This is a genomic window from Methylobacterium haplocladii (assembly GCF_007992175.1).
GTDB classification, from domain to species: domain Bacteria; phylum Pseudomonadota; class Alphaproteobacteria; order Rhizobiales; family Beijerinckiaceae; genus Methylobacterium; species Methylobacterium haplocladii.
Map to the genome: position 1 here is coordinate 1 of NZ_BJZT01000060.1, position 9,376 is coordinate 9,376.

Below are 9,376 nucleotides of genomic sequence, written 5' to 3' on the forward strand. Positions count from 1 at the left end.
GGGCATCGAGACGGACCGCCACGTACCGGCCGAAGGTCGGTGAGCCGTGGCGGATGTCGACGGCCACATCGAGGATCGCGCCGGCCAGCACCCGCACCAGCTTGGCCTGCGCTGCGGGCGGCGTCTGGAAGTGCAGGCCGCGCAGCGTCCCGGCCGGGGCCGAGAACGACTGATTGTCCTGCACGAAGGCGCTGGTGATCCCGCCCTCGGCGAGCTGGTCCACGCGAAACACCTCTGAGAACCAGCCGCGCTCGTCGCCGTGCCGCTTCGGGACCACGCGCTTGACCGCCGGGATCTCCGTTTCGAATACGCGCATTGATCGCCCGCCCCACACAGCGGCGACATTCATTGCACAGACTCTTTAGAGTCAAGATGGGGTCTCTTCGTGCCTCGAACCCCATCTATGGTCAGGGCCAAACTATCAGGGGACGACAGACTGTGACGGCAGCCCTGCAGCGAAGAATTTACTAGCGTTTTAAGCTTTTAAATCCCATTCGATAAATAGAATACCAATTTAATCAAATTATACGTTAGTAAATTCCCATGAAATCAATACAATCTTTCAGTCAAGCAATTATACGATTAGTTTTAACGAATCCGAAAAGGCGACCTGTCCGGTTCTCGGCACGTGCGGACACCTCGTGACCGCACCGCTAACGTCGGCAACCAACTGAGCCACGATACGAGCGGTCGATGATAACTGGCAGGGAAGGCAATCCTCGATCAGCCAACGCGCTCGCATCCCGCAGCGCGGTTAACCACGCCAATCATTGGGGACTTGGAACCTCAGCTGTTTCCGCTATGTTCCTCTCTGCAGCAAGCCTTGTGGACGCTGCATCGTGCATGGCGGCCACCACCGGTGGGCAAACACCGATGGCAGCCTGACCACGATCGATCTTCTGTGGAGACAGATCATGGCTAGTTCGTTCCTTACGTCGTCCCATCCTCGCCCGGAAGCCCGTCTGGGCCATTCCGTCGGCCCCACCGCTCCCGTCAGGGTCGCTGCGTAGCCCGTACGCCACAGCGTCGGTTCACCGCAGCACCTGCACCCTCGTCGCTTTGCCCTGAGTCCCTCGTGCCCCTGTAGCCACGGGATCCAGCTCGGCAGCGACGTGCCCTGACACGGAGCACCCCACAATGCCTATCGCCAATACCACGCGCCTCGCGCGCACGAAGACGGTTGCCACTGCGGCAGTGCCGGACCGCCCCGCCGGCTCTCGCACCGCTCGGCCGGCCCTCTCGTTCATCTCGCTGTCCGAGCGGCCCGACGGCGCCCGCCTCGTGCTCTCGCCCTGCTCGCCGCTGGTCGTCGGAATCGCCCCGCTCGACGAGCTGGCGCTGCTTCGCAACGAGACGGCCCTGGCGCGCCTCGTCGCCTACAGCCTGATCCACCGGGGCGAGGCGCTCGGGGAGTGCCCCGAACTCCGGCCGGGCGAAACGGTGCTGATGCCCGCGCGCATGGCCCGGCACCGGGCCCGTCCGCCGCTGCCGATCGAGGAGGTCGTGCTGATCGGCTCCAACGACCTGCAGCATTTCGGCGAATCGGCGCTGCTCGCTCTGCAGGAGGCGCTGCACCGCCAGGCCCGCCGGGCCGGTCGGGCCCGGGTGGTCGGGGGCGAGCCGCAGCAGGCTTGGCTCACCACCGTCGAGCCGGTACTCGTCGCGCGCTGGCTCCACGATCTCCGCTTCATGCTGATGGCGCTCGGCTGCCCCTATCTCGAACCACGCAGGGCGGTTCTCCAGCCGCGGGCCGAGCCGCTGCCCCTGCTTCGTGCGCCGGTGGCCCTGACCCCGCTCGTGCCCGCGCCGGTGCCCGTGTCCGTACCGTCGGGCTATGCCCTCGACCTGCCGGACGGACTCGCCGCGCGCGCCGATGCCCGGCGCTACTCCCTCGACTGGCGCGGGCTGCGCGCCTCGGCGGTCGTCGCCGGCGGCTGGACGGTGCTCAAGGCCGGCTCTCAACTCATCGCTGACGACCGCGGCGGCATCCAGGCCTGCCTCAGCCGCAAACGGCGCACCCTGCAGGAGGCGGGCCTCGTCCGCCGCGTCGGGCGAACCCGGCTGCGCCTGCTCCGCGATCTCGGCCTGCCCTCCCTCGTCAATGCCACCCGCGTGATCACGGGCGGCAACGAGAGCGACGGTCTCTGGACCGAGCACTGAGCCCCACGGACGGCGGCTGAGCCCCAGTCTGCCGTCCCTTGCGATCGCCCCTCGCTCCGTCATGCCGCGGAGCCCCCTCGCCTCTCCCCCCTCATTGCGACGCCGCGCCCCCTCCGCGCCGGCGATCGCCGGAGCCTTGCCCGATGTCCGGTTCGACCCACCCGACCAATCCTCCCGCCACCCCAGCCACGGACGACCCGACACCCGCCGCGGGAGCTCCGGATACGGCGGCTCCGACGCAGGCTCCGGAGGACGAGCTGCCGGATTTCGATCTCGACAGCGTGTTCAGCCAGGTCGGCTCCCCGCCCCGTGACCGGCGCGGGCCCCTCGCCCGGATGCGGGCGAGCCGACTTCCGGGCCTCGACCTCGTCGTTCTCGTCGCGGCCGAGGCCGCCCTGCCGCGGGCGCTGTTAAAGGACCTCGCCGCCGGCCGCCCGGTGGCGGTGGTGATCACCGTGCCGAGCGCCGCCTGGTTCCGGCCGCTGAGCCACCTGATCGACCGGCTCAGCGACCGGCGCGCTTCAGTCGTCGAGGCCCCGGCCCGGCCGAAGCCCGGGCCGTCCGGCGCCGAACTCGAAGGGCTGAGCGCGCTGGCGAACGGGCGCCCCGTCGTTGGGATCGGCGCGAATCCGGACGCCCTGCCGGCGTTGCTCGTGGCGGCCGCCGATCACCGGGTCACGCTGCCGCCGCCGGACGCGGCGGTGATGGCGGAGGCAATCCGGCGCTGGTGTCCGCGCGGGCCGCGCATCACCCTGGCGCCCGAGGCGCTCGCCGGCCTCGACCTCGCCGATTTCGCCGCGGCTCTGCGGCCGCGCAGCACGCCCGCGGCCTGCCGCGGTCGCCTGGAGCGGGCGAGTCGGGCGCGCCTCGGACCGAAGGCCGGCCCGATGCCGCCGCCGCTGGCAGATCTCGCGGTCACGGGCCCGGCCCTCGCCTATGCCCGAGGCCTCGTCGCCGACATCGCCCGGGTCCGCGCCGGCAGGCTCCCGGCCAGTGCTCTGGAGGGCTGTGTGTTTTACGGGCCGCCCGGCACGGGAAAGACCCTGCTCGCCCGTTGCATCGCAGCGGAGGCCGGCGTCCCGTTCGTCGCGACCAGCGTGGGCGAATGGTTTTCCACCACGAATGGCTTCCTCGACGGCGTCATCCGAGGCATCGACGCCTTCTGCGACGCGCTCCTGCAGGCGGCGCGCGCCGACGGCACCGCGATCGGATTTCTCGACGAACTCGACGCCCTGCCGGACCGCGCCACTCTGTCGTCTCGGGGCCGGGACTGGTGGACGCCTGTGGTCAACCACGCCCTGCTCCGCATCCAGGCCCTGCGCGAGGCCGGCGTGGTGCTGCTCGCGGCGACCAATCTCCTCGACCGGATCGATGCCGCGCTGCTGCGTCCCGGCCGGTTCGACCGCAGCCATTGGGTCGGGCCGCCGGACGAGGCTGCGCGGGTCGTGATTCTGCGCGGACATCTCGGCCCGGATCTGCCGCAGGCCGATCTCGTGCCGGCCGCCCGTCTCGCGGGACAGGCCACCGGGGCGGTGCTCGCCGGTCACGTCAAGGCGGCCCGGGCGCGGGCCCGGGCCGCCGACCGGGCCCTCGCCCTCGACGACCTCCTCGCCGTGATCGTCCCACCCGACCCGCGGCCGCCGGCGCAGCAGCGCCAGGTCGCCTTGCACGAGGCGGCGCATGCCGTGATCGCCCACCGGCTCGGCCTGCCCGTGATCGAAGTCAGCACGCGCGAATCCGGCGCGGCGGCCGGCATGACCGTGATCGGCGAGACCGACCCGATGCCCGACCTCAAGGCCCTGGAGGGGCGCATCGTCGGCCTGCTCGCCGGCCGCGCCGCCGACCTCGAACTCGGCGCCGGCGCGCATGCCGGCGCGCAATCCGATCTGCGCGCGGCGACCCGGCTGTGCTGTGCCATCGAGGCCTCGTTCGGTCTCGCTCAGCAGCTGCGGCATCGCGCCGAACCAGAGGCCTGCGAGGCGCTCTTGCGCACCGATCCGGCCCTGGCGGCCCGCACCGAAGCGCGGATGAGCCGGCTGATGCACCGGGCGCGCACGGCCGTCCGGGCCGATCGCGCCGCGATCGAGGCGACGGCGCAGGCGCTGCTGCGGCAGCGCTGCCTCAGCGGCTCGGAGGTGGCGGCGATCGCCGACGCGCATCCGCCGACGCGGCGCTGCGCAGAGCGACCGAGGCGCACGCGCAGCCCCAACCGGGCGCTGGCCCGCTCCGCCGGCCCCGGCCGCCCCTGAGCCGGACCGTCCGCCGGCGCTCCCTGCCCATCCATCCCCCCTCCCTGCTCCGTCGGAGCACCATCGCAGAGACGTCACCATGTCCGATCTCGAATTGCATCTGAGCGTCGATGACGCCGTACGCTGGGAGGCGGCGCTCGCGGCCTTCGACCAGCTGACGGCGGGCTACGCGCCCGACCGCCACGAACTTGCCGCCGCACCGCGCCTCAGCCATTGGCGGCGCACCTTCGTTCCGGCTGTCGAGCCGGCCCTGTACGGCCGCGTCGACGATCACCCCTACCTCCCCGGCCCCCGGCTCGTCGTGACGTCGCGCCTGCTGGCGATCGACGCCACGGCGGGATGGGCGCGCTGCCTCTCGCGGCTGTACCGCTTGGCCGATCCGATCGCCTGAGCCCCCTCCCCCTCCCGCACCCGGAGGCCCTCGCGCATGACCATTCTCGTCTTCGATCTCGAAACCGTACCGGACCTCGACGCCGTCGCGCGCGTCCATCGCCTCGACCCGTCCGACACAGCGGCCGCTCGGGCGGCCCTCGGCAAGGGCTTTCCGAAGCCCTTGTACCACCGCATCGTCGCCATCGGCATGCTTGCCGCCGAGCAAGTCGCCGGCGTCTGGCGAGTGCGCAGCCTCAGTGCCGGCCATGCGGGCGAGCGCGACGAGACGGCGTTGATCGCCGATTTCGATGCGATGCTCGTGCAAACCCGGCCACGCCTCGTCACGTTCAATGGCAGCGGTTTCGACCTGCCCGTGCTGCGCTACCGGGCTCTGATCAACGGGGTTGCGGCACCGGGTTTGAACGCCCGGCCCTATTTCCGGCGTTACGCGATGGACGCCCTCGATCTCTGCGACGTGCTCGGCGGCTTCGATCCGCGGGCCAAAGTCGGCCTCGACGCCCTGTGCCGGGCGCTCGGGATCCCGGGCAAACGCGACGGCCTCGATGGCGGTGGCGTGGCCGCACTCGTGGAAGCCGGGCGCTTCGCCGACCTCGCCGCCTATTGCAAGGCGGACGTGCTCGCCACATTCCGGGTCTTCCTGGCCCACGAACGATTCCTCGGCGCGATCGATCCTGACAGCCATCGGGCCAGCTTGGCCGAGGCGGCCCGGATCGACCTTTGAGACCAAGACGTGAGACACCCCCCAGCCCGCCCGGACGAGCGGCCTCTCCCAGGCCATCCCCGCCGCGACATCCCGGCCCGGCGTGACAGTGCCCGGTGGCGCAGCCCCCGTCTCATGCGCCGGACGGGCGGTGATGGGACCGGGCTCGGCGCAAGATCCGCCGGCAGCCAGACCTCTCCGAGGCGATCCCCGCCCCTTCGCATGACCCTGCGACATCGCCGAGCCCGGTCTTCCCTCGCATGAAGATCGACCGGCTCCGCTGAGGCGTGGCGGCGCCCGCACCTACAGGGACCGGGCTTCCCTGCACGCAGACAACGGCGGCGTGACGGTGATGCGCACGGCGACAACGTCCGCGATCGCCGCGCTCCGTCGGCCTCAGGCGGTCCGCCGCGATGCTCGACGCCATCAGACAGCGGCAAGACAGCAGGCTGACGCCGCTTCCCAGGCCATGCCATCGTTCAGCGACGTGGGCACCCCTATTGCGCCGGCCCGACGATCGGACCATGCTCTGCCAGGGGAAATCGGCATCGCCCGAAGCACGCCCCGACGGACCCATCGCGCTGCGATACCGTTCGCCGCTGCGCGACACCTGAGCCCGCCGCTGCGTGCCGTCGATCCCATCGGCAGGCCCCCCGCTCAGCCGGAGCCGGCAACGGCGTCATAAGCCTGTGCAAACAGTATGTTTTCCCACTCTCGATTCCGGGGCAAGGTTGCAAGATCGCCGCCTCGCGACCACGGGATATTGTCGCAGAGCAAAGCGACGCGACGATGCCGATCCCAGCTGCGACACGGCCATGACGACGTTCGACTGGCTGCGTGCGATCTTCGAAACTGACATCGCCGTCGACAGGCCTCGTCTCTCGATCCTTGAACAGGTGACGACGCGCGTCTTCGAGATCGAGACGATGGCGATGCCAAACAAATTCGAAGGCGACCAGTCGTTCACGGCATCGCTGTGGCGAAAGCTTTGGCTTGGCGTCTACCTGCTGGAGGACCCGCGGAGCGATACGCCACCGGACCACCCGACGCCTCAAGCCTGGCGGGCGCAGCTGCCGTCGTCCTGGCCGGGTTTCCGTCCAGAATGCGGCGATGCGCGATCGCCCTTCGACGCCCATGCCGCGGCCCTGCTCGACGGCGTCCATCCCTGGGGGGCAATCTTGACAGCCTCCGGCACATTGCCGGCGGAGGTTCTACGTGCCGCCATCGTCCACAAGGCCGCAAGGCTGACGCGGGGGGAACACGAGACGATCAGCGGCCCCAGGATTCTCGCACTCATGCGCCATCATTGCGCAAACGTGTAGCCTCGCTCGTGACCTGACCTTGTACCAATTGGCATGGATGCCCGACGGGCGGTCGCGATTGCGCCGGGCGCGACAACCATTCCTCCGCCGTTGCCAGCCTGTGGGTCAAGTCGTGCGGGATGACGTAGCCGCGGCCCCCGACTGTTTCGAGGTCGTTCTTGCCCGAAGAGGCATTCGCGAGCTTCTTGCGCAGCCTGCCGATCAGCAGAGAGCTTGGCATGCTCGTTCAAGACCGTTCCGGTTGTGATCTCGCCGTGTTCTGATCCGATGCAACTTGGCCACAAAACACGGCGGCCGAGGCCGCCGCAAGTGGTGGTTCAAGCATCGCCAAAGGAGGGCCTCTGGTTTCGGCATGTCGTGTGAAGGCAGGGTTACATCCCGCGTCCCATTCCGACGCTTCGTTCGTGGCAAACGAAAAAGGCCCGGCGTGAGCCAGGCCTGTGTGTCGTGATGTCGGTCGTCTTATTTCTTGCGGGCAGCCAGGAAGGCGGCAGCCGAGGGCATGGCCGGGGGCGGTGCAATGGTCGGGGTCGACGGACGAGCAGCAATACCAGCGAACGACACAGTGGGGAGAGCCGGCAGGCTCGGGATCGAACCGGCCGAAGCCTGAGCGACGGTGGCGAGGACGAGGACGACGGAGACGAGGGCGACGCGCATGAGAAACTCCACTGTATTTGATGCCTGAAGCGTCGGGGTTGTTGTCGTGTCCCGCTCGCTTCTTGTGATAATGAATACAGTCGACTTCTAACGCGCGCCTTAAAGACCACAGTGAATCAAATCTTGCGCGACACTATTCGTCGTCTACCATCGAAGAACGATTTGCTTACTTAATCGATCGTTCTCGGAGCCGATCGGTAACCACCTAATCCTGGAGACCCCCATGCCCGCACCAGCGGCGAGCGCTGCCGCTCGCGTGAATCAGATCGGAGAGGCGTAGATGGCAGCAAGCACCTTCGCGCGATGCTGCGCGCTGACCCTCCGCCATGAAGGGGGCTGGTCGGACCATCCAGCGGATCCGGGCGGCGCGACCAACCTCGGCGTTACGATCGGTACGCTGTCATCTTGGCTCGGCCGGCGAGCGACTAAGGACGAGGTCCGCGCGCTGACCAAGGAGTCGGTCGCGCTGGTCTACCGGAAGAACTACCGCGACGCGATCCGCGGCGACGAGCTGCCGGCGGGACCGGATTATTGCGCCTACGACTTCGCCGTGAACAGTGGGCCGAAGCGCGGGGCCGTGGCGCTTCAGCGCCCCCTCGGCGTGGCTGACGACGGCGTGATCGGCTCGGTGACGCCGTCGGCCTTGGCCACCGTCCCGGTCGAGACGCTGATCCGGGCTATCTTCAACGACCGGATGGCGTTCCTGCAAAGGCTCAGCACGTGGTCGACCTTCGGCAAGGGCTGGTCGGCTCGCGTCAACAGCGTGCTGGCGGAAGCGCTGGCCACGGCACGCCTCGCGCCGGTTCCGACGCCGCCCGTCAAGGTTGAGCCGCCGCCCGCACCGAGCCCCGTTGCGATTGCGATCGACAGCATCGATCCGAAGGCGGCACCGCGGGTCGCGCAGCCCAACTAAGGCAACACATTTGTCGGTCCTGTCGCGGCCCCGGCGCCCGAGCCCGAGAACGGGCTGTTTGCTCGGATGGCCGATCGCCTGCGCGCCGCCTTCCCGAAGCAGGTCGGAGCCCATGGCCGACGATCGCAGGGCCCCGCCGCGCCCGAACGAGCCGCAGTCATCCTGGATGACGGACGGCAGCCTTAAGACGCCCCTGCCCACGCCGTCGCCGATCAGCCGCGACATCGGCTTGTGGACCCGCCTTGGACCGGCGGCTGACGCCGTCCCTCGACCCTTACAACGAACGCAGCTCTCACCATGGCCGGCGGCATCATCGGACAGATCATCGGCGGCGCCATGACGGGCGGCATCGGCCCTGCCATCGGCGCAGCGCTGCCGTCGGTGGCAGACACCGGAAAGATCAGATCCTCGTTGATCGGCTCGCGCCGGACCCGAACGCCAAGGCGCAGGCCCAACGCGATATCGCGACGGCGCTCGCCGCGCGCGAGACGGCCATCGCCAACGCGATGATGGAGATTGCCAAGGCGCAGACAACCGTGAACCTCGCCGAGGCGCAGGGGAACGATCGGTTCTCGGCGCGGTGGGGGGTTGGATCTGTCTTGCCGGGTTCGGCTACCAGTTCGTGCTCGCGCCGATCCTGACCTGGTCCACCAACACCATCGGCGTGGCGATCGGTGCCGCGATCCCGGTCGCACCCACGCTGTCGATCAACGACCTAATGGTGGTGTTGACCGGCATCCTCGGCTTGGGCGTCCAGCGCACAATGGAGCGCGTCCAGGGCGTGTCGACGACGATGCTGGCCGCCTGACCCATGAGCGTCCTCGCGACCTTCCTTCTTCATTCCGTCGGCGGCCGCCCTCGTCTCTGGGCTGTGGCGTCTATGGCGGGTCGATAGCCGTGACATCGATGTCGTTGTGAAGGGCGCCACGTGCCTCATCTGCGGCGCAATCGGTGGTGGGCTGGTGCTCGCCCTTATGCTAGA

At 69.1% G+C, this 9,376-nt stretch carries 9 protein-coding genes and 1 pseudogene; 7 read left to right on the forward strand and 3 right to left on the reverse strand.

All coding sequences use genetic code 11. The features are described 5' to 3' along the window. Positions 1-316, reverse strand: a 316-nt coding sequence (locus tag MHA02_RS21295) for a dTDP-4-dehydrorhamnose 3,5-epimerase family protein (RefSeq protein WP_147082524.1), incomplete at its 3' end; no start/stop codon positions are given. Positions 317-1,137: 821 nt separating this feature from the next. Here MHA02_RS21295 and MHA02_RS21300 point away from each other — a divergent pair. The 5 genes from MHA02_RS21300 to MHA02_RS21325 all read left to right on the forward strand — a co-directional run bounded on the left by MHA02_RS21300 (position 1,138) and on the right by MHA02_RS21325 (position 6,824). Next, positions 1,138-2,160 (forward strand): hypothetical protein, encoded by a 1,023-nt coding sequence (locus MHA02_RS21300; protein WP_147082526.1) that lies wholly within the window; start codon positions 1,138-1,140, stop codon positions 2,158-2,160. Between the two features lie 143 nt (positions 2,161-2,303). Then, on the forward strand, positions 2,304-4,409 hold the full coding sequence (locus MHA02_RS21305; protein ID WP_147082528.1) for an AAA family ATPase: 2,106 nt from the start codon (positions 2,304-2,306) through the stop codon (positions 4,407-4,409). A 79-nt stretch (positions 4,410-4,488) separates the two neighbouring features. Then, a complete protein-coding gene (locus tag MHA02_RS21315; protein WP_147082530.1) occupies positions 4,489-4,800 on the forward strand; it encodes a DUF6634 family protein in 312 nt (103 codons plus the stop codon). 36 nt (positions 4,801-4,836) lie between these two features. Further along, positions 4,837-5,523 (forward strand): 3'-5' exonuclease, encoded by a 687-nt coding sequence (locus MHA02_RS21320; protein ID WP_147082533.1) that lies wholly within the window; start codon positions 4,837-4,839, stop codon positions 5,521-5,523. Between the two features lie 794 nt (positions 5,524-6,317). Beyond that, entirely contained in the window at positions 6,318-6,824 is a 507-nt protein-coding gene (locus tag MHA02_RS21325; RefSeq protein WP_147082535.1) for a hypothetical protein, read from the forward strand. 91 nt (positions 6,825-6,915) lie between these two features. Here MHA02_RS21325 and MHA02_RS22770 read toward each other — a convergent pair. Together MHA02_RS22770 and MHA02_RS21335 are read right to left on the reverse strand one after the other, a co-directional pair. Beyond that, positions 6,916-7,032, reverse strand: a pseudogene (locus MHA02_RS22770) (DNA-binding response regulator); the annotation flags it as partial. 254 nt (positions 7,033-7,286) lie between these two features. Then, positions 7,287-7,481 (reverse strand): hypothetical protein, encoded by a 195-nt coding sequence (locus tag MHA02_RS21335; RefSeq protein WP_147082537.1) that lies wholly within the window; start codon positions 7,479-7,481, stop codon positions 7,287-7,289. 280 nt (positions 7,482-7,761) lie between these two features. Between MHA02_RS21335 and MHA02_RS21340 the strand changes: the two genes are divergently transcribed. Then, positions 7,762-8,394, forward strand: coding sequence for a glycoside hydrolase family 108 protein (locus tag MHA02_RS21340; RefSeq protein WP_147082539.1), 633 nt, complete (start codon positions 7,762-7,764; stop codon positions 8,392-8,394). A gap of 580 nt (positions 8,395-8,974) precedes the next feature. Further along, positions 8,975-9,202: a hypothetical protein gene (locus MHA02_RS21345; RefSeq protein ID WP_147082541.1), complete on the forward strand. Its 228-nt coding sequence runs from the start codon at positions 8,975-8,977 to the stop codon at positions 9,200-9,202. Positions 9,203-9,376 lie beyond the last annotated feature (174 nt).

Bases quoted from the DNA above. Each gene is read 5' to 3' on its own strand.
- MHA02_RS21300 (WP_147082526.1), top strand. From the start codon at position 1,138: ATGCCTATCGCCAATACCACGCGCCTCGCGCGCACGAAGACGGTTGCC.
- MHA02_RS21305 (WP_147082528.1), top strand. From the start codon at position 2,304: ATGTCCGGTTCGACCCACCCGACCAATCCTCCCGCCACCCCAGCCACG.
- MHA02_RS21315 (WP_147082530.1), top strand. From the start codon at position 4,489: ATGTCCGATCTCGAATTGCATCTGAGCGTCGATGACGCCGTACGCTGG.
- MHA02_RS21320 (WP_147082533.1), top strand. From the start codon at position 4,837: ATGACCATTCTCGTCTTCGATCTCGAAACCGTACCGGACCTCGACGCC.
- MHA02_RS21325 (WP_147082535.1), top strand. From the start codon at position 6,318: ATGACGACGTTCGACTGGCTGCGTGCGATCTTCGAAACTGACATCGCC.
- MHA02_RS21335 (WP_147082537.1), bottom strand. From the start codon at position 7,481: ATGCGCGTCGCCCTCGTCTCCGTCGTCCTCGTCCTCGCCACCGTCGCT.
- MHA02_RS21340 (WP_147082539.1), top strand. From the start codon at position 7,762: ATGGCAGCAAGCACCTTCGCGCGATGCTGCGCGCTGACCCTCCGCCAT.